This is a genomic window from Paenibacillus sp. J22R98 (assembly GCF_059383835.1).
The window spans coordinates 79,261-102,970 of sequence record NZ_JBXENW010000006.1 but is presented as its reverse complement, the minus strand read 5'-3'; the positions used below and the strand labels follow the sequence as shown (position 1 = coordinate 102,970).

The window sequence follows — 23,710 nt, the reverse complement described above, 5'->3', positions numbered from 1 at the left end:
AATGACAAATCCGGAGGGACGCGCTATGCAACCAGTTCCGATGCAAGCAATGAATACACGCGTAGTACGAGTAAGCACGGCGAAAGACTATTGGACGATCGTATTTGGGATTTGGCTGATCGGCGGTATTTTCGTGGATGGATTTGCTCATAATCACGGGGTCGTCGAAACGTTCTTTACCCCATGGCATGCGATTCTGTATTCGGGTTTTATGGTTTCGGCGATTTGGATGTGCTGGCTGCTGTACCGCTCCAAGCGGACGACCGGCGCGCCTTGGTTGAAGGCTGCACCGGTCGGTTACGGGCTCGGTTTAATCGGCGTTGCGATCTTCTTGCTTGGCGGACTGTTCGATATGTACTGGCATATTGTGTTCGGTATTGAACAAAGCACGGCGGCGCTGCTGAGTCCCTCGCATCTGATGCTGCTGTTAGGCGGAATCTTGATATTATCGAGTCCGTTTCGGGCCAGCTGGCATAATGAGAAAATGACAAAACCAAGCTGGGTGGAGTTCACGCCTGCTTTTCTATCCCTGGTCATTACCGTAGGTGCCGTCAGCTTCTTCCTCATGTACGCCTGGACGTTCCGTTACAATTTGCCGGCAGCCGCTGTCGTAGACTGGTATGTCAGTCACTTTAATGGCGGGATCGTATCTGAAAGTAACGAGATGCGCGGTCTTACCTACATATTGCTGGATACGCTTATCTATATGTATCCGGTGTTTCTGCTCATGAAACGGTGGCAGCTGCCATTTGGCACTATGACGCTGCTGTTTGCGATGATCACGACGATGATGAATGTACTGGACGGGTTCGTGTACTACCAGTCGATTATTATTGCAGGTGCTGCAGGGCTGCTGGGTGATCTGCTTTATCGTTATTTGAGGGCCGGCGAAGGCAGAATGTGGGCGCAGCGGATCATCGCAGCGGCGCTGCCGATTGCGCTGTGGGGCTTTTATTTCGGGTACATGAATGCGGTGGATGGCATCGGATGGTCGGCAGAGCTATGGTCAGGCTCAATTGTAGAGGCGACGTTGCTTTCGCTGGGCGTTCATTTCCTGTCTGCTTCGAAAGGGAAAGGGTAGTCGCCCCGGATGCGGCAAGGGAGCTTAATGCCGAGATGGCTGGTTTTCGGCGGTTTAGTAGTGTTACTCTTAGGCGGGTGTACGGCCAAACCACTTCGCAATGTTGAGATTGATCCGCCGACCAGCGGTTTGCTTCACTATTTGCAGCAGGATCAGATGACCAATGTGTCTGACCGGGGATATAAGGTGATTGTAGCCGAAGAGAAGTTGGTTGAGAGCGGGCGGGAGATTGAATTAGAACTGCAAGTGCTTGATCCGTCCGGTGTACCGGCGGAGCGCTTCACCGAGGATATGACGAAGCTGATGCATCTCATTGTGGTGAGCGCAGATTTAGCCACGTTCTCGCATGTGCATCCCGTCCATGAAGGACAAGGGAAATTCAAGGTGAGGCTGAGCTTCCCGCATGGCGGCCGGTTTCTGCTCATTTCGGAATTTATGCCGGATGACGCCGGGCTTACGGTATATAAGAAGTGGCTCACGGTTGGCGGTACGGAGCCGGCCAGAGAGAAGCTTTCGGTTAGCGAGTCCATGCAAACGATCGTTTCCGGCGTAGAGGTTACCCTTACGGGCATGCCTGACCTGAAGGAACTGCAGGCAGGGGAAATGGCGATGCTTAACTTTACGTTGAAGGATGCCGCTACCGGAAAGTCCATAAAGCTGGAGCCTTATCTGGGGACAGCGGGACATTGCGTCATCCTGGATGAAAGTGCCACGCAGTATTTGCATGTACATGCCGTTACCGGGATGAGCTCAAGCTCAAGCGTGATGTTTCATACGCAGTTCCCTAAGGCAGGCTTGTATAAGCTATGGGCACAGTTTCAGTACCAGGGGAAGGTGCTTGTTGCTCCGTTTGTTATCAAGGTATGAGGCAGGTAGTTACAAAAGAGGCTGGCTTTCGCCATCATCTAAACAGATGATTCGAAAGCCAGCCTCTTCGTTGTTCGTATTAAGGCGTAACGCTGCGCAGAACGGTCATGCTGCCGTCCAGCTCATAGCTGCCAAGGCTTGCAGGAAGCAAGAAGCATTCGCCTGCTTTAACCGCTTGTGTGCCGCCATCCCAGCTCAGCGAGCCGGTTCCTTCAGCAATGACCAGAATAACAAATGATTCGGGTGTCGTTGTCAGGCTCCAAGGCGCGCGTACAAGCCCTTTCTCAACGACGAAATAAGGGGATTCCGCGATGGTGAGCCATTCATTGTCGCCGATCGAATCGGTCTTCATGCGGCTCGCCCCTGCGCCTTCGTACGCAGTAACGTTGAGGGAATCTTCGACATGCAGCTCGCGAAGCTTGCCATCCAGACCCGGACGATTGTAGTCAAACACCCGGTAAGTGGTGTCGGAGTTTTGCTGAATTTCAGCGACTACAACGCCTGCACACAGCGCGTGAACTGTACCCGCCGGGATGTAGAACGCATCTCCGGCTTCGACCGGTACTTCTTGCAGGCAATCCATGACGCGGCCTTCTTCAATGGCAGAAGCAAGGGCTGCGCGGTCTACGCCTTCTTTGAGACCATAGATGATTTTGGCGCCGGGCTCTGCAGCCAGTATGTACCACATTTCGGTTTTGCCAAGCTCACCTTCTGGCAGTCCTTCATAAGCATCGGTAGGATGCACCTGGATGGACAGATCGTCATTGCAATCCAGCAGCTTGATCAGGAGCGGGAAACGACCATGCTCGGTGTAGCCTTTTGTACCAAAATATTCACGTCCGTATTTCTCGCGGATGTCGTTCAGTCCAAGTCCGGCCAGTTCGCCGTTCATGACTTTGGTTGTGCCGTTCGGATGATCGCCGATCATCCAGCCTTCGCCGATGGAGCCTTCCGGAAGCTCAAGGCCGAATTGCTCCAGCGCGCGGCCGCCCCAGATCCGTTCTTTCATTTCGGGTTTAAATTGCAATGGGTAAGTCTGTGTCAATCGAATCACTCCTCTGTCTAAACTTCCTGGTTTCCTCAAACTACAATAAGGCTTGCGGTTGTGCAGCAGGCTGGAACATTTCTAGGAATTCGCCATCAGGGCCATAGAAGAAGAAATAACGCGCGCCATTCGGCAGCATTGTAATTTCGGTATCTTTAAGCGGGACGCCAAGATCCGTGATGCGTTTAAATTCTGCATCCACATCGTCGACCGAGAATGCAACATGATGCGTGCGACCTTCATCTGACAATTGGCCGTCATAGCCTTCGATCAGTTCGATTTCGGATTCCTCGCCATCGGTACCGGCCAAGAAAGCAAGGCGGATAACATTGTTGGAGTGCTTCAAGGTGTAAAGGTATTTCAAACCAACAATCTCGGTATAGAAAGCGATCGACTTCTCCAAATCTGAAACCATAATGCCAACATGCTCAAGTTTACGAACTGCCATGAATAGCAACCTCCTTATAATTTGGCTAATCTAGTATAGCTTCGAAGCTAGCTTGTCTTACGTCTGCCTTTTCTCGATTGCAAGTAAATAAGGTGCCTCTGCTTTCTGCGCCATACGGTACACCACCGTCTGCGCCAGCGACTGAGGCAGCGCGGATGCCCATTGCAGGGCAGCATCGGCCTCCTCGGCGCCGCCGGGGTGGCCGGGATAAAGCACGACGGTCACGATGCCGGAAGGCCGAAGGGCTGAAAGTGCGGCCTCGAGAGCGGCGAGTGTGCCATCAGGCGTCGTAATGACGGACTGATCCGCGCCGGGCAGATAGCCGAGGTTAAACATCACCGCAGCCGCCTTCCCGTACGCATCGGCAGAGAGATGCGACACCATATCGGCGTGACTCGCATGAACGAGGTGGAGCGCTGCCTTAACCGGAGCATGCTGCTTTGAATGGGGCTTGTCCGGCTTGTCCGCCGCCGCATGCCCGTCGCCTGCTGCGCTTCCGTTCAATCGCTGCTTCGTCCGCTCCAGCGCTTCCTCCTGGATGTCGAAGGCATAGACGGTCCCGCGCGGGCCAACGAGCTCCGCCAGGAACAGCGTATCTACGCCGTTGCCGCAGGTCGCGTCAATGACGATGTCGCCAGGCGAGACACGCTCCTTGACGAGCTTATGAGCCATGCTGAGTACGCTTAGGAAACCCATCCTACTGCGCCTCCCACAAGCGGCCTTGCCATGTATTGCGCGTGGTCAGCTCGCGGTCGATCGCGTTCAGCACTTCCCATTTCTTAAGACTCCACATCGGACCGATAAGCAGATCGCGGGGCGCGTCGCCCGTAAGCCGGTGAACAATCATTTCCGGCGGCAGCAGCTCCAGCGTATCAACGATCAGCTTCACATATTCGTCTTGATCCAGGAAGCGGAGTAGGCCTGCTTCATATTGCTTGACCATCGGCGTCTTGCGCATAAGATGAAGCAGGTGGATTTTAATACCCTGCACATCCATAGCCGCAACAGCTTTGCCGGTATCGAGCATCATTTCATGCGTTTCCTGAGGCAGGCCGTAAATAATATGCGCACAAACGCGAATGCCGCGAGCCCGAAGGCGCTTAACCGCATCCTCGTAGCAGGCCGTATCATGCGCGCGGTTAATCAGCGTGGAAGTGGACTCATGAATCGTTTGAAGTCCCATCTCGACCCACAGATAAGTCCGCTCATTCAGCTCAGCCAAATAATCGACGACATCATCCGGCAAGCAATCCGGCCGTGTCGCAATGGACAAGCCGACAACGCCGGGCTGAACGAGGATCGCCTCGTAATATTCCCGAAGCTCTTCAACAGGCGCATACGTATTCGTATACGCTTGGAAATACCCGATATATTGCGCTTCCGGCCATTTCTGATGCTGCAAGTCTCGGATTTTATTGAATTGGGTCACTAAGTCGTCTCTGCGGCTGCCCGCAAAATCACCTGAGCCCCGTGCACTGCAGAAGGTACAGCCGCCTGTCGCGATCTTCCCGTCCCGGTTCGGGCAGGTAAAGCCGGCATCCAGCATAACCTTGAACACTTTGCCCCCGAATTGCTCTCGCATTTCGTTATTCCATGTATGAAACCTTTTGTCGCTCCACAGGCTAGGCTGTAGGGAGTCGGCATCCGGCTGAGTTTGCACTTTCATTGGTAGGCTCCTCTTGCTTTTATTAAATCTTATATCCCCAATCATAACGAAAAAAGAGACAAAACGCTACGTTGAGGGTGTAAGCGGCGACTTTTTCGCACTTTATTAGAAGCAAAAAAGCGGTTTCAAAATAGGCGCAATGCTGTAAAAAAGATTAGAAAAGGGCTTGCTAAACCTAACATGAAGTGTTATATTAAAAGTGCGACAGAACAGCAAAAACACTACTTTTAACCCTCTTCCAACCACTTGTCATAGCAGGTCGATTTTCTGGAAATGTGCTTGAAAATAATCAAGTTGAGGTGATGAGGAATGGATTCACAAGTTAAAATTCCGCATGGTGACGAGAAAGTTACGGTCGAATTAACGAGAAAAGAGCTTATGTCCCTCGCAGGTATCCGTTTTTACGGTAATCATAATGTTGAGGTTTCCGCTCGGAAGAAGCTGCATGACATCTTGGAATCGCAAGAGACCGCTCAGAACCAATTGCTCAACTAAACAAGGCTATTCGCATCAGAATGAACTTCAGCCGAAGGCGCTAACTGCGCCCTCGGCTTTTTATATGCTCAGCAACTGGGTATGGCCGCCTGGCCGCGACTTTACAAGTGATGCGGATTTGGGCACAATAAGTTTAGTAGCGCTGAATGCTCGTTCAGCATTTGGCAACGCTGATTGGTTTGGACGAGCGGTTGCTCGTACAGCATTCAGCATTTCACAATGGAGGAATCAATTATTATGCGTCTTAGAGGAAGAAAAGGAATACTGGAGAGCTTGGAAGCACAGCCAGAGCTTGTGGTGCTGGATGCTGCGCCACATAAAGGACGCTGGCGTGAATTTTTCGGCAACGATAACCCGATCTATGTGGAGCTCGGAATGGGGAAAGGCCGGTTTATCAGCGACATGAGCGTTCGGAACCCTCATATTAATTTCATCGGCGTTGATATGTACGATGAGTTGATTCGCCGTGCAAGTGATAAAGCGAGGTTAGCATGGGAGAAGGAAGGCGTAACGCAACCGCCGAACCTCGCATTGCTGCGTGCGAATATTGAAGGCATTGAAGAGATGTTTGCGCCTGGGGAAATTCAGCGCATCCACTTGAATTTCAGCGATCCATGGCCCAAAGCAAAGCACGGGCGCAGAAGACTGACGCACCCGCGCTTCGTGAAGAAGTATACAGAGATTCTAAATGAATACGGGGAGATTCATTTCAAGACGGACTCGCAGCTGTTATTCGAATTCTCGCTCAACAGCTTCGCAGACATGGAACTGCACATGCGTAATATCTCGCTTCATCTTCATAAAGAAACGCTCCGCGATGATCTCGTGCTGACGGAATATGAAGCGAAGTTCGTCGAGAAGGGCAACAATATTCACCGCGTCGAGGTTGTGATCGGCGAGAAGGCGATCGCGGCCCATAAAGAGGCCAAGCTGGCCGCTGCTCAGAAGAGTGACCAAGCTGCGGATACAGACAACGAGACGAACGAGCCAATTACGGCACCTGCCGCAATATCGGAAGGATAATGAAGGCCGAGATACATTCTTGACCAGCCTACGGATACACCGAGGATGACCGCTGCCGGCAGAATGATCGGCAGCATTGTGGTTTCGGCCACAAGCCAAGGCAAGAGCCAAGCGAATATAGCCGTTGTGTGACCCGAAGGAAACGAAGAGTCGCGCAGCGGCTTTTTGCATACATGCACACTGCTCAATGCTTGATAGGGACGGAGTCTGCTGAATTTGCGCTTCATGATGGCAACGGGAATATGACTGATTATGGTGGCGGCGAAAGCTTGCCATCCGGCGGTTGCCCATATGCCGGGTGCGGCCAGACCGCATAGCAATGCAGTCAGTAAAGTGAACGTTGCCCCGCCTGCATGGGTAATCGTCCCCAGCCATCCCCCTAATAACCGGTTGACAGCTCTGTGTGCCGATCTGCGATTAGCCCATAATAATAAGCGCTGCTCCTGTGTTAAAGCCCAGAACACGACATTGACCACGTGAATCCTCCTCCTGGTTGTATGCAAATGTCACGCCTATTTACCGGCTGCAAGCTACCAAGCACTTGCCGCCTGCAAATCAAGTATAGGTTGGAATTGTTTCTGCCGTATTAACGAATAAATAACCGATTATGAAGTAAATTTAATGCTTCAATATAATCATTGGATCGTACAAGCTACCTGCCACCAATCTTCACGTACTCTTCATTTGGCATTGATACATTGGGAATACAACTCGTGTAAACTGGCTCCACAAGCTGGCCGCGCATATAGGCGGTACTAGCGGATGGAGGCGATGACCGATGCGTCTTGCTTTATTTACGGATACTTACACTCCTGAGGTTAACGGAGTGGCACGAACGCTCGAGCGGTGGGAGCAGTACCTGCGCCGCCGCGAAATTCCATGCCTTGTTTTCGCTCCTCAACCTGCTGCTGCCACGCATAAACAACCTGAATCTATGGTCACACGGTTTGCCAGCATGCCATTTTTCCTCTATCCTGAATGCCGCCTTGCGCTGCCGAATCCGATTCATATTCATCGCACTTTGCAAGCGTTCCGACCTACAATCATTCATGTAGCGACTCCATTTAATCTTGGGCTTTGCGGCATTCGTTACGCGCATAAACACCGAATACCGCTGGTTGCTTCCTATCATACACATTTTGACCGCTATTTGGCGTTTTACAATACCCGTTGGATGGTTAAGATGTTATGGAGGTATATGGAATGGTTTCATCAGGAATGCAGGTTCATTTTCGTACCCTCCGCATCGACGCTTCTTGAGCTGAAGGAACGGGGGTGGGATGAACAGCGTTTAGCCGTTTGGACGCGGGGAATGGATACGAAGAGCTTTCATCCGAACGTGGATAGAGCCTCGCTGCTGGCGCAGTATCACATTCCGAAGGACCGCTTCATCGTGCTTTATGTAGGCAGACTTGCACCTGAAAAGAACGTGGATTGCGCGATTGCCGCATTTGCAAAGTTTCAACGAGAGGTGTGTAAAGACGCCGTATTCGTTATAGCCGGCGACGGTCCATCCATGAATACCTTGAAGCAGCAAGCTATCCGCGAGGGGATTTCGACTTGCTTTCTTGGATTTACGGCGATGCCGGCGCTTCAGCAATGGTATGCGGCAGCGGATGTCATGCTGTTTCCGTCACCCACCGAAACTTTCGGCAATGTCGTATTGGAAGCCATGGCTTGCGGTACGCCTGTCATCTGTGCGGATACGGGAGGTGTGGTGGATACGGTTGTCCACGAGTGGAGCGGTTTGAGGTGCGAGGCCGGCAACGTAAACGCCTTCAGTGCGGCGCTGGAACGCATGTATCGTAACCCTGAGCTTCGCAAACGATTCACGGCGAGGGGATTGGCACATAGCCTCAGACAATCCTGGGATGCCATATTCGAAGAGCTTCTAATGAGGTTCCGGCAAGCGGAAAGCGAAGTCCCGAGTTCAACAAATCGTCACACTAGGGGTTAATTAACATGAAACCTTTGCCAATTCAATTCGTTTATTGAAAAAGAAACATGTTTTTATCGTAAATGGCTGAAAATAAGGGTGAAACGGACGAAAACAAGGTATCAGTCCCGTCAACACCCAATGCAAGCGCTTTTCTTCGACTTCTTGGCGATTAAGCGACGATTTCTACTTTTGACAAAAGGACAAATTGTGTGGAAAATCAGTAGGGTTGCGGAATATAAAAAAAGAACTTCCGCGATTGACTGACAGCGAGATCAAACAAAACTAGAGAGAATATAAAAATGGGGTCTCAAGGGGGTAGTAAAAAATAATGGTTAATACAATCATTATTATGTTTCAAATCTTTTTGGCGTTTGTCGGCGTTTATCAATTCAGCATTTCCCTGTTCGGTATTGTAAGGAAACGTAAGGAAGTGAAGCATGCACCGCAGAAATCCTTTGCCGTGCTGGTCGCTGCGCACAATGAAGCACAGGTAGTCGGAGCGCTTGTCGAAAACTTAAAAAAGCTGGATTATCCAAAGGAACTTTACGATATCTTCGTCATTTGCGACAACTGCACGGACAACACGGCAGAAATCGTCCGCAGCTATGGCGTGCAAGCATGCGAACGTAAGAACCCGCATCTGCGCGGCAAAGGCCATGCGATCGAATGGATGCTGAAGGAATTGTGGGCAATGCCCCGTCAGTATGATGCCATCGTGATGTTCGACGCAGATAACTTGGTCGGCAATGACTTCTTGATTCATATGAACAATGATCTATGCGAAGGCCACAAAGTTATCCAAGGCTACTTGGATACGAAGAACCCAACGGATTCCTGGGTTACGGCTTCTTATGCAATCACCTACTGGTATTGCAACCGGTTGTGGCAGCTGTCCCGCAGAAACTTGAACATGGCCAACTATCTTGGCGGCACGGGCATGTGCTTTGATACCGCGCTCATGAAAGAAATGGGCTGGGGTGCAACAAGTCTCGTTGAAGACTTGGAGTTCTCGATGCGCTGCGTGAAACGCGGCATTCATCCGGTCTTGAATTACGATGCCAAAGTTTACGACGAGAAGCCGCTTAGCTTCAAGGCTTCTTCCAGACAGCGTCTGCGCTGGATGCAAGGTCACTTTACCGTAGCTCGCAGTTATTTCTTCCCGCTGCTATGGGCAAGTATTAAAGAACGCAGCTTCGTAAAGTTTGATGCGGCGCTGTACTCGATCTCGGTGTACAACACATTTATCGGCTTCTTGGTTACGGCACTGCTGTGGATGGATAATATTATCCCGGCTAAGAATGCTTTTTCATCCATCTACTACTACTTGCCGTATTGGGTAGCAGGTGTTGCGATTGTTGCTACAGTAATCATGTTCCCGCTCGTTATGATGCTTGAAGGCATCCGCTCAGGGAAGATGTATGCACATCTGTTCTCCATGGTGATATTCCAACTTTCTTGGCTGCCGATCACATGCTACGCATTCTTCACCCAAAACAACAAGCAATGGAGCCATACGCAGCATACGCGTGTACTTCGCTTGGAAGAAGTGCAGAGCAAACAGGTCTAGTGAGCTTCGGGTCAGCTTCGTTAATCGATGCTTGACATTCCTGAATAGGCTATGCTATAGTATTTCAGTAACATGTCTTACAGAATTATTCACACATGTATACGCACAAGTAGAGGCACCCGCTTCTCACCTACTCGGCGATGGCCGAATGGTTCGCGATCGATGATTGGAACAGGCTTCAGCTTAACAGCTGCTTGAACAGCCAACAATCTTGATTATTGGAATGCGGGTCCCGAGCGGATCCGCATTTTTTGATTTTTGCTTGCGTGATTCATAATTTTTTGGAGGTGGCAGGTTATTAGCAGGGAACATCAAATCAACGATGAAATTCGGGCCAGAGAAGTGCGTGTAGTCGGTGCTGAAGGCGAACAACTAGGCATCAAGCTTTTCCGCGAGGCACTGCAATTGGCAATCGATTTGAACTTGGACCTAGTGAACGTTGCACCGACAGCGAAACCGCCGGTGTGCCGGATTATGGACTATGGCAAATTCCGTTATGAGCAGCAAAAGAAAGAAAAAGAAGCTCGCAAGAATCAGAAGATTGTAGACACGAAGGAAGTTTGGTTCCGTGCTAACATCGACGAGAACGATTACCAAACAAAATTCCGCAATGTTGTAAAGTTTCTGGGTGAAGGCGATAAAGTGAAATGTTCGGTCCGTTTCCGCGGGCGTGAAATTACACATGCTTCGGTCGGTCAGAAGATTCTTGATCGGCTTGCAACAGAGGTTGCTGATCTGTGCGTCATGGAGCGTGTTCCTAAACTTGAGGGCCGCAGTATGATTATGATTTTGGCACCGAAACCGACAAACTAACATTCTTTGAGGAGGAACACCACATGCCTAAAATGAAAACTCACAGCAGTTTGAAAGATCGTTTCAAAATTACGGGTACTGGTAAAGTAATTCGTTACAAAGCTTACAAAAACCACCTTCTTTCCGGCAAATCGTCCCGTCAGAAGCGTGTTCTGAACACTCAACCAAACCTGGCTAAAGGCGATTTCAAACGTCTGCAACAAGGCCTGGCAAACATTAAAGGTTAATTAGATCGATCTAATTCGTATAACTATTACTCGGGAGGTTTCTACTCATGGCAAGAGTTAAAGGCGGATTCGTCCGCGCACGTCGTCGTAAAAGAATTTTGAAGCTAGCAAAAGGTTATTTCGGTTCAAAGCATCGCCTGTTTAAAACAGCAAAAGAGCAAGTAATGAAATCCTTGCTTTACGCATACCGCGACCGTCGTCAACACAAACGTGACATCCGCAAACTGTGGATCGTTCGTATCAATGCTGCAGCTCGTCAAAACGGCCTGTCCTACAGCAAATTCATGTACGGTTTGAAACTTGCGGGCATCGAAGTAAACCGCAAAATGCTTGCTGACCTTGCAGTTAACGACATCAACTCGTTCAACACGTTTGCAAACCTTGCAAAACAAAAAGTAAACGCGTAGTCTTCGGATTACCGTTTTATGATAAAAGCGTCCTTCCGCTCAGCGGAAAGGCGCTTTTTTTGTTTTTTTCTATATGGACAGCGGTACAATCGCATTCCGATGCTAGTGAATAGAGTATAGGACAACGCCGTTTATACTTCCGAGATAAATGACCTCTATGCGCATTTGTCGTCGGAGGCAAATCACATGCATTGTAAGCTATGTTGAGGAGGGAAATCCTTATGCAACGCGTTACGAAAGAACAAGTTCAGAAGATGGTCGGCAAAACGGTCTATGCGGTTCGCAAAGACGGTTCTGTCGTCACTGGTAAACTCGTTCGCGCCCATCAAAATCAATTGCAGCTCATGCCGCTTAGCAACGGCAAAGAGGTTCAAACGAGAGCGATAATAGCACTAGTATTATTCGATCTGCTTGCGATCGGTTTATTCGCCGGCGGTGGCTTTGGCTGGGGCGGCGGCTTCGGCGGACCAGGCTACGGACCGGGCTTCGGTGGACCGGGCTTTGGTGGTCCAGGCTACGGCGGACCAGGCTACGGCGGACCGGGCTTTGGCGGTCCAGGCGGCTACCCGGGCGGCGGCTGCGATTGTCAGCCGATTGCCGGTTACAATAATACCCCATACTACTAATCGCAACCGTTATCGAACTAACGAATCTAGGTTACTAATGATTTAACCATCTCGTAGCAGCGAACCTGATGAATGAAGCGGACGGTCTGATAGCCCAGCCTCGAATAGAGCCGCTGGGCTTTTGGATTTCCATGGTCAACGAACAATCTGGCGAAGCTGCAGCCTTTTTCTTTGGCGTTTGCTTCCGCTTTAGCTATAAGAAGCGTACCGATTTGTTTGCCGCGATGCTGCGGATGGACGACGAGCATGTCGAAGAGGAGTACGTCACCCCGCGTGTAGTAATGGATGACGCCAAGCGGAATGCTTCTTTTTGACCGTGAATAAACGAGAGATACGCCATCGCTTAGACGTTTGGGCAGCTCGCGAATGGTTTGCGCATCTTTCGGCGAAGCTGTATACGAAAGCGGTATGAGCTCGGTTTTGATTAAACGGATGATCTCCTCGTCATCCGTGCGTGCTCGCCTTGCTCGAATCATAGGGCATCCTGCTTTCCGTGGATTCTGTTGATGAAGAAGTTCAGCGCAGCGGCCTTTTCACTATGGCGCATGATTCTTCATCTTATGTAGCTGCTAGCGGAGAGGCGCGCCTAAGAATGGCGTATACATAACTTTTTATAATTATGCTGTAGCAAGTCCTTGACGAATGAAATTGTGGAGCATATAATAAACGATAAGCTAATAAGTAAACGGCTATGAAGAGGACGAAGTGTTAAGGGCTCTTTTGCTCCAGAGAGCGATCGGATCTGCTGAAACCGACGCCAATACCCCTTTCCAACGAGCTCACCTCGGAGCTGTTTCCCTGAAAAGATCTTGATTGATCGTATTAGGGGAAATCGTAAGGCACACGTTATTGTGCCAAGGTAATGAACGATGGTTCGTTCTTACCTCATGAGGTTATTCGCTGTGAGGCGTATAACATATTTGGGTGGTACCACGGAAGCTAAACCTTTCGTCCCTAGACGCAATAGACGTCTGGGAACGAAAGGTTTTTTTGTTTTTCTAATATCTAACTCGTTTCACCTAGGAAGGGAGGACGACTTAATGGTCGCTCAACATGCAACGTTAAGGTCAAAAGAAGAAATTAAGGAAAACCTGAGAAAACCGGAGGTTATCACCGGCTCAGAAATTTTGCTTCGCAGCTTGGTGCTGGAGGATGTGGAGTGCGTGTTCGGCTATCCAGGCGGAGCCGTGTTGTACATTTATGATGCCATGCACGGATTTTCGGATTTTCAGCATCTGCTGACCCGTCACGAGCAAGGCGCCATTCATGCGGCCGACGGCTATGCGCGGGCTAGCGGAAAAGTTGGCGTATGTATCGCAACATCAGGACCGGGAGCTACGAATCTCGTCACAGGAATCGCAACTGCGTATATGGACTCGGTGCCGCTTGTCGTCATTACCGGCAACGTAGCGACAACACTTATCGGTACGGATGCTTTCCAAGAGGCTGACATCACCGGCATTACGATGCCGATTACGAAACATAGCTATCTGGTACGTAAGGCTGCTGATTTGCCTCGTATCATTCATGAAGCGTTCCACATCGCCAATACCGGCCGTAAAGGTCCCGTATTGATCGATATTCCGAAGGATGTTTCCGCCGAGCTTGCATTGTTCGAGCCGGTAACGGAAGTGAGCATCCGCGGTTATAACCCAACGGTTACGCCGAATAAACTGCAAGTTGAGAAAATGATTAAAGCGATCACGGAAGCTGAGCGTCCGATCGTATTGGCAGGCGGAGGCGTTGTTTACTCCGGCGGACATGAGGAACTGCTTGAGTTCATTACGAAATCGGGTATTCCAATTACGACGACATTGCTTGGACTAGGCGCATTCCCAAGCGGTAACGAGCTATGGCTCGGCATGCCGGGTATGCACGGTACGTTCACAGCCAATACAGCGATTCAATCGGCGGATTTGCTGATCAATATCGGTGCACGCTTCGATGACCGCGTAACGGGCAAACTATCCGGCTTCGCGCCGAAAGCGAAGATCGTTCACATCGATATCGACCCAGCGGAAATCGGTAAGAACGTTCCGACGGACATTCCGATTGTCGGTGATGTGAAGACGGTTCTTCAAATCGCTAACAAAGAAGTGAAATATGCGGAGAAAGCCGATGCATGGCGTGAGCAGCTTGCTAAATCCTGCAAGGAAGTTCCTTTCAGCTACACGGATTCCGATGAAGAGCTGAAGCCGCAATGGGTTATCGAAATGCTTTACGAAGAGTCGAAGGGTGAAGCGATTGTAACGACTGACGTCGGCCAGCACCAAATGTGGGCCGCACAGTACTACAAATTCAATCAGCCGCGCTCGTGGGTAACTTCCGGTGGTCTTGGTACGATGGGCTTTGGTTTCCCATCTGCAATCGGTGCTCAAATGGCGAATCCGGATCGTCTTGTTATCTCTATTAATGGTGACGGCGGTATGCAGATGTGCGCGCAAGAGCTTGCGATCTGTGCCATCAACAACATTCCGGTAAAAGTGGTTATCATTAACAATCAGGTGCTCGGCATGGTTCGTCAATGGCAAGAGCTGATTTATGACAACCGTTACAGCCATATCGATCTCTCCGGCAGCCCTGATTTTGTGAAATTGGCTGATGCTTACGGCGTTCGCGGATTCCGCGCTTCTAATAAAGAAGATGCGCGTGCGGTTTGGCAAGAAGCCATGAATCATCCGGGACCGGCAGTAGTGGAGTTTGTCGTTCGCAAACATGAGAATGTGTATCCGATGGTTACACAAGGCTCCACAATTGACCAAATGCTAATGGGGGATTCCGAATGATGAAGAGACATACGGTAGCAGTTCTCGTAAACGATCAGCCAGGTGTCCTCCAGCGCGTTTCCGGTTTGTTTGGACGCCGTGGCTTCAACATTGAAAGCATCACAGTAGGGACGAGCGAGGAAGCCGGCTTGTCCCGGATGGTCATCGTCACGACCGGCGATGACAAGATGCTTGAGCAAGTCATCAAGCAGCTGTACAAGCTCATCGACGTTATTAAAGTCGTGGACTTGAGCGCCAATCCAATGGTTGGCCGCGAGCTTGCGCTTATTAAAGTAAGTGCGGAACCAACGTCCCGCCCTGAAATTCTTGGCGTAGTAGAAACCTTCCGTGCCGCTGTTGTCGATATCGGCACAACGTCGCTAATGGTGCAAGTAGTAGGCGATACGGAGAAAATCGATGCGATGATCGAGCTGCTTAAGCCTTATGGCATTCGCGAGCTGTCTCGTACAGGTGTAACGGCTATGATCCGTGGAAACGCTAGATAACTAGTCATAGGTAACCTAGAAGAAGCATGCAAGTATATCATCAGACCAAATCCAACAGGTCGAAACCGCTTTTGAGCGGGGGTTAGAGTGAGGGAATACGCATTGTTTGGTGCTAGTATTTGCGGATGAAGTCCCTTCTGTAACACCCGCTCAAAAGGGTTAAATTAAAGGAGGCAACATTCACATGGCAGTTACATTGTACTATGAGAAAGATGCAGACCAAAGCGTTCTGCAAGGCAAAACAATCGCAGTTATCGGTTACGGTTCCCAAGGTCATGCTCAAGCACAAAATCTTCGTGACAGCGGTCTGAAAGTAATTATCGGCCTTCGCGCTGGTAAATCTGCTGAGAAAGCTAAAAACGACGGCTTTGAAGTATTGTCCGTTGGCGAAGCTGTAAAACTTGCTGATGTTGTTCAAATTTTGATGCCTGACGAAACGCAAGCTCGCGTTTACAAAGAAGAAATCGAGCCGAACCTGAAACAAGGCGCAGCTTTGATGTTCTCCCACGGTTTCAACGTTCACTTTGGCCAAATCAAACCTCGTAAAGACACAGATGTATTGCTAGTTGCTCCTAAGTCCCCGGGCCACATGGTTCGCCGTACTTATGTTGAAGGCTTTGGCGTACCTGGTCTTATCGCAATCGAGCAAGATGCTACCGGCAATGCAAAAGCAATCGGTCTTGCATACGCAAAAGGTATCGGCTGTACTCGTGCAGGCGTTATCGAAACTTCGTTCCGCGAAGAAACAGAAACAGATCTGTTCGGCGAGCAAGCGGTACTTTGCGGCGGCGCAACTGCACTTGTTAAAGCGGGCTTCGAAACGCTTGTTGAAGCAGGTTATGCTCCGGAAATGGCATACTTCGAGTGTCTGCATGAGCTGAAGCTTATCGTTGACCTGATGTATGAAGGCGGCCTTTCCACTATGCGTGATTCCATCTCCAACACAGCTGAATACGGCGACTATGTAACTGGTCCTCGCATTGTAACTGACGAGACGAAGAAAGCTATGAAAGCTGTTCTTACAGATATCCAACAAGGTAAATTCGCTCGCGACTTCATCTTGGAAAACCAATCCAACAATGCATTCATGACGGCTACTCGCCGAAACGAAGCACAACACCCAATCGAAGTGGTTGGCGGTCAACTTCGTGAATTGATGCACTGGATCAAGAAATAATAAGGCATTATCCGCGTAACCGGTTATGCAGATTGGATAGCATTCCAGACGTTTCGAATGCGAGCATTCTGCGGTTGAATGTATAAATATGCATACCCGGATAAAGTGACCGGTCCCTGCGTCTCCATTCTGGAGGCGTCAGGGCCGTTTCGCTATCCGGGATTATTCTTGAGTCCGAGGTGTAACTAATGCGTAAAATCTATATTTTCGATACGACGCTTCGTGACGGCGAGCAATCTCCGGGCGTTAACCTCAACACGAAGGAAAAGGTTGAGATTGCGTACCAACTGGAGAAGCTCGGTGTCGATCGGATCGAAGCCGGCTTCCCGGCTGCGTCTCCGGGCGATCTTGCAGCGGTTAATGCCGTTGCGCGTGCCGTCAAGAATGCCTCTGTCATCGGCCTGTCGCGTTCTCGCGAGCAGGACATTGATGCGGTAGTTGAAGCGCTGAAAGGCGCTCAAGACCCTTGTATCCATCTGTTCCTTGCGACCAGCCCAATTCATCGTAAGCACAAGCTGCGTATGGAGAAGGATCAAGTGCTGGAGACAGCGGAACGTGCGATCCGTTATGCGAAGCAATATTTTAGCAAAATCGAATTTTCGCCTGAGGATGCGGGCCGTACGGAGCTTGATTTCTTGTGTCAAGTTACGGACATGGCGATTCGTGCAGGCGCAACGGTTGTCAATATTCCGGATACGGTTGGCTATATGAATCCGTCCGAGTATGGTCATATCTTCAAGACGCTCAAGGAGCAGGTGCCGGGCATCGAGAAAATTCAGCTCAGCGCACACTGTCATGACGATCTTGGCATGGCGACAGCTAATGCACTGGCAGCGATTCTAAACGGTGCGGATCAAATCGAGGGTACAATCAACGGAATCGGCGAACGCGCCGGTAACACGGCACTCGAAGAGGTTGCAATGGCGCTTGCTACGCGTGCGGATTACTTCGGTGCGACAACGTCGCTCAACTTGAAGGAAATTGCAAAAACAAGCCGTCTTGTGAGCAAGCTCACGGGCATGGTTGTCCCTGGCAACAAGGCCATCGTAGGCGCGAACGCGTTTGCGCATGAGTCTGGTATCCATCAGGATGGCATGCTGAAAGAGAAAACGACATACGAAATCATCTCTCCGGAGTCGATCGGCCTGCGTGATTCCAAGCTCGTGCTTGGCAAGCATTCCGGACGCGCTGCTTTCCGTGAGAAGCTGATTGACCTTGGCTATGAGCTTGATGACGAAGCGGTAAACACAGCTTTCGCGAAATTCAAAGACCTGGCGGACAAGAAGAAGAACGTCATGGACGAAGATATTCGCGCGATGCTGGAAGAGAAGCTCACCGATACGCCTGAGGTGTATTCGCTTGAGACGATCGAAGTCAGCTATAGCAACAAATCCGTACCTAATGCTACGATCCGCGTTCGCACTGCAGAAGGCGAAGTGAAAGAGCAATCCGCAGAAGGCAATGGCTCCGTAGATGCGATTTACAACGCAATTGATGCGCTGACGGCGGAAACGGTGGAGCTGGAGGACTACTCCATCAAATCCGTTTCGCATGGTAAAGATGCGCTTGGCGAGGTGCATGTTGTGCTGAAGCAAGATGAAGTATCCGCTCAAGGCCGCGGCCTCAGCACGGATATTTTGGAAGCGAGCGCGCGTGCTTACATCGACGCATTGAACCGTCTCGTAGAGAAGCGGAAGTCCCCGGGCAGACGCGACAAAATGAGCTTGATCTAGTTTGTTAAAGTGAATGACGCTCTGGCGGCCGATTATCGGCCTGTCAGGGCGTTTTTTTGTGGTTAGTGGGGTTAACCAACCTCGAATGTATACGCAAACCAATCCGATTAGCTGAATGCTGCGTATCCGATTGGATACGCAAACCAATCCGATTAGCTGAATGTTGCGTATCCGGTTGGATACGCAAACCAATCAGCTGCAGCCATGCTATAATATAGAAAAATCGACAATCGTCGTTGCCTCAGGTCCGAAGCCTGAGATGTGAGCGCTGTGCCGATTGGGGGAACGTTAATCGATGCTGTTCGTGTGGATTGTGCTATGGATTACTTCAGTGCTGCTTGTGACGGCGAATCGGAGGAATGCTGCCGGCCGCTGGCTCAGCCTAGTCGCCTTCTGCGGAGGAATGGGAGCGCTGGCATCCGTGCTCGAAGGCTGGATTACCGCCATGCTGGCCAATCAAGATATCGATGTATCAGGCGAGCATGTGCTGCGGATCATCCAGCGCACGTGCTCGTGGACAAGCTACTACGGATTGCCTTTCGGATTTCTGTGCTTTGGGGCAGCCTATAATTCGGAACGAGTACCGGCGATGCTTTCTCGCAGATTGCCGGCAGCAGCGGCTATCCTGCCGCTCGGGATGCTCGCGCTGCCAATAGCGGAGTCGTATCCCGTGCATTACAATATACTCGCCATCTGGGCGATCCCGTATTTCATCTTTGGCGCGATACTGGTGCTGATCAAGTCGCATGTGCATCCGGCGGAGCGCCGCGCTCATGCGGTGCTCTTAATCGCGGTGCTGCCGGCTGTACTCATCGCGCTGACGATGAATTTCATTATGCCATTGTTTGGCCTATATAGACTCTGGCGATATAACGTATGGCCGATCAGCATTGCTTTCGTCATCTTCATCTTTGCTCTGTTTAATTTCGGGTTCCTTGGTGTTCAGCTGCTCATTGAGCGCAGGCAATTGAATTACTCGCTGCGGGCGATTACGAGCGGTACAGCTATGCTGAACCATGCGATCAAGAACGATATCGGGAAAATCAAACTGTTTACCGATAAAATGAACCGCGAAGCAGGCGCGAATGAGGAGCTGCGCAGCGATCTGAGCGTCATCAGCGCAGCGGCCGCACATATTGAAGCGATGATTCGCAGCGTGCATGAACGGACGCAGGAACTGCGTCTGCAGCTGCAGGAGGTTCGCCTGAAGGAGCTGGTACGCGGCCAGCTGGCGATGCTTGAGGAGCAAACAAGCAGCCGCGGTATAGCCGTAACTGTGCACTACGACGAACAAGCGCTGGCTATTGCCGATGCGGAGCAAACGTCGGAAGCGATACATAATGTGCTGCAAAATGCGCTCGATGCGATGCCCGGCGGCGGGAACTTAGCCGTTGCCGTGATCGGCGGCAAACGCGGCAGCACGATCGAGATCAGCGATACGGGCGCAGGTATCGAGCGATCGCATCTGCGGAAAGTCATTGAGCCGTTCTTCACGACGAAGAGCGGCAAAGCGATGAATTTCGGTCTGGGACTGGCTTACTGTGCCCAACTGATGAGCCGCCAAGGCGGGGAACTGCGTATCAGCAGCGAGGCGGGTGTCGGCACGGTGGTCCGGTTTCATTTTAAAGCGGTCAAACGGGTGAAAGGAGCACAGAGATGAGCGAGAAAGCAATTTCGATCGTGCTGGTCGAGGACGATCCGGACTGGCGCAGAGGACTGATCGCCTATTTGAATGGTGAGCCGGATATGGAAGTCGTCGGCGAAGCTGATCATGCGGATGCGGCACTCACCGTTGTGGCTGAACGGAATCCGGATGTCATTCTGCTTGATATTATGCTGGCAGACAGTCCGGAGGGATTACGGCTGGCAGCGGAGCTGTCGGTCGCTTCCAATGCGCGCGTGATTATGCTTACCTCGATGGAGGATCGCGCTTTTGTCGTGGAGGCATTCCGTGCCGGTGCGGTCAATTATTTGGTGAAGTCGGACTTTACTTCGATTCCAAGTGCTGTGCGCAAAGCAGCAGAGGATCGATCGGCGATAGACGGCTCTGCGGCCAGACTGATGCTCGAAGAGTTCAGGCGGCTCAAGAAGCTCGAGCGTGAATATGAAACGGATAAGTTCAAACGGATGCTGACGCCATCGGAGGTTCAGCTGCTGTCGATGATTCACGAAGGCTACAGTCAGACGCAGATCGCAGAGAAATCATTTCTTTCGCTGCGCACGGTCAAGAACCATGTGAATAACATCCTGCGCAAGCTCGGCGGCAAGAGCAGCAAAGAAGCGGCTCAGCGAGCGAAGGACAATGACTTATTTTAAAGTTGCCTCCCCGATACGCTAACGAACCCAGGAGGCCTTATTTGCCCCATTTTGATCCAATATAAATTGTAACGAACCGTACAGGTCTTATTCGGGCCAATCAGCGCTTCCAAGAGCCTTTTTCGGCTAAATAAGGCCTCAGTGGTTCGTTAGAATTTACGAGAGGTTATATCCTCGCAAATAAGGCCCCAGTGGTTCGTTAGATTTCTCGAGATGCAACTTTCTCGCAGCACATTCGGCCAAGCTGATTGGTTTGCGTTGCGTGAACGATTGGGGTTGGACATGCAGCATTCGGAAGCTAATTGGTTTGCGTGAACGATTAGGACTGGACATGCAGCAGCATTCAGCTACGCGGATAGGTTTGAATGTACATAAATCGAGGCTTATACACTCAGCCTATAAAAGTCATAGCTTTCATATCTTTGTCATTGTCGGCTTCTTATGGTACAACTAGGAGTAGACTGAGAATCATAATCAAAGGATGGCAATAGAAGAGACTTACTGCGCCGCACTAGGCGGTGACAAGGGTTTCTTCTCAAGTCCCGAATAAAAGGAGAGTCAATCAGACATGGCAGACGTGAAAAAGATTGCAGTTATCGCCGGTGACGGAATTGGGCCGGAGGTTGTTGGCGAAGCGATTAAAGTAATGAAGAAAACAGAGGAGCTGTTCGGCTTCCAATTCGAGTTTGAGCATGGTTTGTTCGGCGGGATCGCGATCGACGAGAAAGGGACTCCGCTTCCGCAAGAAACGCTCGACATTTGTAAGAATGCCGATGCTGTTCTCCTTGGAGCAGTTGGCGGACCGAAATGGGATAACAATCCGAAAGAGCTTCGCCCGGAAACCGGCTTGCTCGGTATTCGTAAAGCGCTTGGCTTGTTCTCGAACATTCGCCCAGCTAACGTATTTGACTGCTTGATGGAAGCTTCTACATTGAAGCCGGAAGTGCTTGAAGGCACAGACCTGATCGTTGTGCGCGAGCTGACAGGCGGCATCTACTTCGGTGAGAAATTCCGCCGCGAAGGTGCGCACGGTGAAGAAGCAGTAGATACTTGCGTTTACAACGTTCAAGAAGTTGAGCGTATTGCTCGCCAAGGCTTCGAAATTGCCCAAACTCGCCGTAAGAAGCTGGCGTCTGTCGATAAAGCAAACGTACTGGAAACTTCCCGTCTGTGGCGCGAAGTAGTAAACCGGATCGCTCCTGAGTACCCGGATGTTGAGCTTGAGCACGTACTGGTCGACAACTGCGCCATGCAATTGCTTCGCCGTCCTTCGAGCTTCGACGTTATCGTAACGGAGAACATGTTCGGCGATATCATCAGTGACGAGGCAGCTATGCTGACCGGTTCCATCGGTATGCTTTCCTCCGCTTCGCTTGGCGAAGGCAGCTTCGGCTTGTATGAGCCGGTACATGGCTCCGCGCCTGACATTGCCGGTCAAGGGATCTCGAACCCGATCGCTACAATCCTTTCGGTTGCGCTGATGTACCGTTTGACCTTCGGTTACGCGGAAGCAGCACAATGCATCGAAGATGCGGTTAAATCCGTGCTTGACGCTGGCCACCGTACAGGTGACATCGCTGTCGATAAGAGCAAAGCGATCGGCACCGTTGAAATGGGCGATCTAATTATCGCAGCATTGAAGAAGTAATTTAGAATAATTATAAAAAAGTAATAATTTCAATATTGACTTTGTTATAAAGTGTTGGTATTATTCTAAACGTAGTCAACAATGAGTTCTATTGCAGCACACGATAGCGCTGCTAGCGCAAAATTATGAAGCGTAAGCTTCGGAAGCGATTTTAGGTACAAGCCTGATTCATTTCCGAACGCATCGCACAATCTTAGGAGGTAACAACAATGGCAGAACGTTTGGTAGGTCGTCTTGCTCCGGATTTCTCGATGGAGACAGTAACAGGTAATGGTCAAGATTTCAGCACAGCAGCACTTTCCGATTACAAAGGCAAATGGCTGGTCCTTTTCTTCTATCCTCTAGATTTCACATTCGTATGCCCAACTGAAATTACAGCACTTTCCGAAGCTGCTGGTCAATTCAGCAAAGTCGGCGCAGAAATCCTTGGCGTATCCGTGGACAGCAAACACTCCCACCGCGCTTGGATCAACACACCGGTTAATGACAACGGTCTTGGCCAACTGAACTTCCCGCTTGCTGCTGACATCACGAAGAACGTTGCTCGTGACTACGGCGTCTTGATCGAAGAAGAAGGTATCGCGCTTCGCGGTTTGTTCATCATCAATCCAGAAGGCGAAATCCAATACCAAGTTGTTAACCACAACAACGTTGGCCGCAGCGTTGAAGAAACTTTCCGCGTATTGCAAGCTCTGCAATCCGGCGGTCTGTGCCCAATCAACTGGAAACCAGGCGATGCTCACCTGGTTGCGAAATAAGAATCGACATCTTGTATACGATCAACCCGGGTCCTCTAAGAGGCCCCGGGTTTTTCTATACTCTGGAAACGCAGGAAAGCAGGAATTTTGCCAGAGAGGCGCGAATAAGTTATACAAAGTTTCAGATGTTTTGATGAAGGGTAATGGAGGCTAAGGAGGAGACTGACATGAGCTTTTGCTGTGGAGCAAGCATGATCGGCACGAATGGCACGCTGAAGCATTTTCGCACGCATATTCATAATGTTCCTATTCTTTTCTGTCCAGTATGTCATCGCGTTGAAATTCATCACATGATTGAGAATGAATATGAGATTCTTGCTGAGTATGCACATGGCGACGGCGCATCGGAAGTCGACTTTATTGAATATGTAGAGCAAGAAGAGAAAGAACTGTTCGAGAACTGTGTGAACAATGAGAACGAAGATCCAATGGATGTCGTGACGAACCAAATTGATATGGCACTTGATCTCTTAAGCTTTGCGAAGCAAATCGCAGATGAGGCTTGGGAAGCGGAATTGAAAAAGCGGCTCGGCGTGTTAAACCAGCGGCGTAATAAGCTACTGCAGCGACGAACCTCCGAAGGATATTGTTAATTACGAAACG

25 protein-coding genes are annotated in these 23,710 nt (G+C 50.4%); 19 read left to right on the top strand and 6 right to left on the bottom strand.

All coding sequences use genetic code 11. The features are described from left to right. Positions 1-25: 25 nt before the first annotated feature. A complete protein-coding gene (locus tag AC50Y3_RS18065) occupies positions 26-1,081 on the top strand; it encodes a hypothetical protein (protein ID WP_494820121.1) in 1,056 nt (351 codons plus the stop codon). A 27-nt stretch (positions 1,082-1,108) separates the two neighbouring features. Continuing rightward, positions 1,109-1,948 carry a DUF8832 domain-containing protein gene (locus tag AC50Y3_RS18060; RefSeq protein ID WP_494820120.1) on the top strand — a complete coding sequence of 280 codons (840 nt, stop codon included), beginning with the start codon at positions 1,109-1,111 and terminating at the stop codon, positions 1,946-1,948. Between the two features lie 79 nt (positions 1,949-2,027). Here the strand turns inward: AC50Y3_RS18060 and AC50Y3_RS18055 are convergent, their stop codons facing one another. From AC50Y3_RS18055 to mnmL, 4 genes are read right to left on the bottom strand one after another with little or no spacing between them, the layout of a single operon-like run. Continuing rightward, entirely contained in the window at positions 2,028-2,993 is a 966-nt protein-coding gene (locus AC50Y3_RS18055) for a type I phosphomannose isomerase catalytic subunit (protein ID WP_494820119.1), read from the bottom strand. 40 nt (positions 2,994-3,033) lie between these two features. Further along, positions 3,034-3,441, bottom strand: coding sequence for a VOC family protein (locus tag AC50Y3_RS18050; protein ID WP_494820118.1), 408 nt, complete (start codon positions 3,439-3,441; stop codon positions 3,034-3,036). 57 nt (positions 3,442-3,498) lie between these two features. After that, positions 3,499-4,137, bottom strand: coding sequence for a tRNA (mnm(5)s(2)U34)-methyltransferase (locus AC50Y3_RS18045; RefSeq protein ID WP_494820117.1), 639 nt, complete (start codon positions 4,135-4,137; stop codon positions 3,499-3,501). 1 nt (position 4,138) lies between these two features. After that, positions 4,139-5,107 (bottom strand): tRNA modification radical SAM protein MnmL/YtqA, encoded by a 969-nt coding sequence (mnmL, locus tag AC50Y3_RS18040; protein WP_494820116.1) that lies wholly within the window; start codon positions 5,105-5,107, stop codon positions 4,139-4,141. A 309-nt stretch (positions 5,108-5,416) separates the two neighbouring features. Here mnmL and AC50Y3_RS18035 point away from each other — a divergent pair, with 309 nt between their 5' ends. Together AC50Y3_RS18035 and trmB are read left to right on the top strand one after the other, a co-directional pair. Next, the gene (locus AC50Y3_RS18035) at positions 5,417-5,602 is read left to right on the top strand and encodes a hypothetical protein (RefSeq protein WP_475781205.1); all 186 of its coding nucleotides are present in this window, start codon (positions 5,417-5,419) and stop codon (positions 5,600-5,602) included. 237 nt (positions 5,603-5,839) lie between these two features. Next, a complete protein-coding gene (gene trmB / locus AC50Y3_RS18030; protein ID WP_494820115.1) occupies positions 5,840-6,625 on the top strand; it encodes a tRNA (guanosine(46)-N7)-methyltransferase TrmB in 786 nt (261 codons plus the stop codon). Here the strand turns inward: trmB and AC50Y3_RS18025 are convergent. Then, positions 6,544-7,101: a phosphatase PAP2 family protein gene (locus tag AC50Y3_RS18025; RefSeq protein ID WP_494820114.1), complete on the bottom strand. Its 558-nt coding sequence runs from the start codon at positions 7,099-7,101 to the stop codon at positions 6,544-6,546. The genes trmB and AC50Y3_RS18025 overlap by 82 nt on opposite strands. 302 nt (positions 7,102-7,403) lie before the next feature. On the opposite strand from AC50Y3_RS18025, the gene AC50Y3_RS18020 reads away from it, so the two are divergent. The 6 genes from AC50Y3_RS18020 to AC50Y3_RS17995 all read left to right on the top strand — a co-directional run bounded on the left by AC50Y3_RS18020 (position 7,404) and on the right by AC50Y3_RS17995 (position 12,204). Then, on the top strand, positions 7,404-8,582 hold the full coding sequence (locus tag AC50Y3_RS18020) for a glycosyltransferase family 4 protein (RefSeq protein WP_494820113.1): 1,179 nt from the start codon (positions 7,404-7,406) through the stop codon (positions 8,580-8,582). A 310-nt stretch (positions 8,583-8,892) separates the two neighbouring features. Continuing rightward, positions 8,893-10,131: a glycosyltransferase family 2 protein gene (locus AC50Y3_RS18015; protein WP_494820112.1), complete on the top strand. Its 1,239-nt coding sequence runs from the start codon at positions 8,893-8,895 to the stop codon at positions 10,129-10,131. A gap of 315 nt (positions 10,132-10,446) precedes the next feature. Beyond that, entirely contained in the window at positions 10,447-10,944 is a 498-nt protein-coding gene (infC, locus tag AC50Y3_RS18010) for a translation initiation factor IF-3 (protein WP_143111540.1), read from the top strand. A 23-nt stretch (positions 10,945-10,967) separates the two neighbouring features. Then, positions 10,968-11,171, top strand: a complete 204-nt coding sequence (rpmI, locus tag AC50Y3_RS18005) for a 50S ribosomal protein L35 (protein ID WP_090576365.1) — start codon at positions 10,968-10,970, stop codon at positions 11,169-11,171. Positions 11,172-11,218: 47 nt separating this feature from the next. Beyond that, positions 11,219-11,578, top strand: a complete 360-nt coding sequence (rplT, locus tag AC50Y3_RS18000; RefSeq protein ID WP_090977446.1) for a 50S ribosomal protein L20 — start codon at positions 11,219-11,221, stop codon at positions 11,576-11,578. A 221-nt stretch (positions 11,579-11,799) separates the two neighbouring features. After that, positions 11,800-12,204 carry a hypothetical protein gene (locus AC50Y3_RS17995; RefSeq protein WP_494820111.1) on the top strand — a complete coding sequence of 135 codons (405 nt, stop codon included), beginning with the start codon at positions 11,800-11,802 and terminating at the stop codon, positions 12,202-12,204. A 26-nt stretch (positions 12,205-12,230) separates the two neighbouring features. Here the strand turns inward: AC50Y3_RS17995 and AC50Y3_RS17990 are convergent, their stop codons facing one another. Beyond that, on the bottom strand, positions 12,231-12,680 hold the full coding sequence (locus AC50Y3_RS17990; RefSeq protein WP_494820110.1) for a GNAT family N-acetyltransferase: 450 nt from the start codon (positions 12,678-12,680) through the stop codon (positions 12,231-12,233). A 564-nt stretch (positions 12,681-13,244) separates the two neighbouring features. Here AC50Y3_RS17990 and ilvB point away from each other — a divergent pair. The 9 genes from ilvB to AC50Y3_RS17945 all read left to right on the top strand — a co-directional run bounded on the left by ilvB (position 13,245) and on the right by AC50Y3_RS17945 (position 23,700). After that, positions 13,245-14,990 (top strand): biosynthetic-type acetolactate synthase large subunit, encoded by a 1,746-nt coding sequence (ilvB, locus tag AC50Y3_RS17985; protein ID WP_494820109.1) that lies wholly within the window; start codon positions 13,245-13,247, stop codon positions 14,988-14,990. Beyond that, positions 14,987-15,475, top strand: coding sequence for an acetolactate synthase small subunit (gene ilvN, locus AC50Y3_RS17980; protein WP_494820108.1), 489 nt, complete (start codon positions 14,987-14,989; stop codon positions 15,473-15,475). The genes ilvB and ilvN overlap by 4 nt, the downstream gene beginning before the upstream one ends. 184 nt (positions 15,476-15,659) lie before the next feature. Beyond that, the gene (gene ilvC, locus AC50Y3_RS17975) at positions 15,660-16,652 is read left to right on the top strand and encodes a ketol-acid reductoisomerase (protein WP_091212692.1); all 993 of its coding nucleotides are present in this window, start codon (positions 15,660-15,662) and stop codon (positions 16,650-16,652) included. A gap of 188 nt (positions 16,653-16,840) precedes the next feature. Continuing rightward, positions 16,841-18,385: a 2-isopropylmalate synthase gene (locus AC50Y3_RS17970; RefSeq protein WP_494820107.1), complete on the top strand. Its 1,545-nt coding sequence runs from the start codon at positions 16,841-16,843 to the stop codon at positions 18,383-18,385. Between the two features lie 295 nt (positions 18,386-18,680). Continuing rightward, positions 18,681-20,045, top strand: a complete 1,365-nt coding sequence (locus AC50Y3_RS17965) for a sensor histidine kinase (RefSeq protein WP_494820106.1) — start codon at positions 18,681-18,683, stop codon at positions 20,043-20,045. Further along, positions 20,042-20,701, top strand: coding sequence for a response regulator (locus AC50Y3_RS17960; protein WP_494820105.1), 660 nt, complete (start codon positions 20,042-20,044; stop codon positions 20,699-20,701). The genes AC50Y3_RS17965 and AC50Y3_RS17960 overlap by 4 nt, the downstream gene beginning before the upstream one ends. Positions 20,702-21,269: 568 nt before the next feature. Beyond that, positions 21,270-22,349, top strand: a complete 1,080-nt coding sequence (leuB, locus tag AC50Y3_RS17955) for a 3-isopropylmalate dehydrogenase (RefSeq protein WP_494820104.1) — start codon at positions 21,270-21,272, stop codon at positions 22,347-22,349. Between the two features lie 209 nt (positions 22,350-22,558). Further along, positions 22,559-23,107 carry a peroxiredoxin gene (locus AC50Y3_RS17950; protein WP_494820103.1) on the top strand — a complete coding sequence of 183 codons (549 nt, stop codon included), beginning with the start codon at positions 22,559-22,561 and terminating at the stop codon, positions 23,105-23,107. 167 nt (positions 23,108-23,274) lie between these two features. Continuing rightward, positions 23,275-23,700, top strand: a complete 426-nt coding sequence (locus AC50Y3_RS17945) for a hypothetical protein (protein ID WP_091212707.1) — start codon at positions 23,275-23,277, stop codon at positions 23,698-23,700. The last annotated feature ends 10 nt before the right edge of the window (positions 23,701-23,710 follow it).